Here is a 745-nt window from a genome sequence, read left to right as displayed (position 1 = left end):
ATGGTTTTAATCTATATGAGATAATTGGAGTAACTAATAAATATGATGAATAAATGACATAAAATGAACTATATAACAGATGATGCTAAATTAAGACGTTACTATTGGATTGATGAAATAGTTAAATTGAGTGGTAATTTTGTTAACGACTCCAGTCGAGTAGAACAAGAGATTATTGGTGAGGTTCTTAGAACCGGTAGTTCAGCATTAATGGATCATCTAAGGTTATGCACTGCAATTCCTGAATCGTATGCTCATGATTCAAGTGAAGAAAAATTATACTCTAAATATACGGATGCATTAATATCAGAGTGTTTTAAGTTTATTGGATTAAATAGCATTGTATTGACAGAAAGAGCTGATGCTGCAGATGTTGAAGTTTCTAGTGAAAAATATTCTTTTGTAGCTGATGCAAAAGTATTTAGATTAAGTAGAACAGCAAAAAATCAAAAAGATTTTAAAGTTCAAGCCATGGATGGTTGGCGACAAAGTAATGATTTTGCAATGGTTGTTTGCCCAATATATCAATTACCAACAAAAAACAGTCAGATATATCAGCAGGCAATCTCAAGGAATGTATGTATATTTACCTATACTCACTTAAGTGTATTGGTTCGGTATTCAGAAATAAAAGGAAAAACAAAAGCCATTGATTTACTTCATAAAATATTCAAATCAGTATCATTGATTAATCCATCAAAAGATAGCGTGTTATATTGGACAATGATAAATAGAACGATGTTAG

At 30.5% G+C, this 745-nt stretch carries 1 protein-coding gene; it reads left to right on the top strand.

The window, feature by feature from the left end; genetic code table 11:
- Window positions 1-63: 63 nt before the first annotated feature.
- The coding region (locus ABFX36_RS18920; protein WP_346077829.1) for a HindIII family type II restriction endonuclease at window positions 64-745 on the top strand (682 nt) is incomplete at its 3' end.

The sequence above is a fragment of the Gordonia cholesterolivorans genome, assembly GCF_039531975.1.
Taxonomy (GTDB): Bacteria; Actinomycetota; Actinomycetes; order Mycobacteriales; family Mycobacteriaceae; genus Gordonia; species Gordonia sihwensis.
Note: the sequence above shows the minus strand (reverse complement) of the source record. Positions and strands in the feature narration are given on the sequence as shown.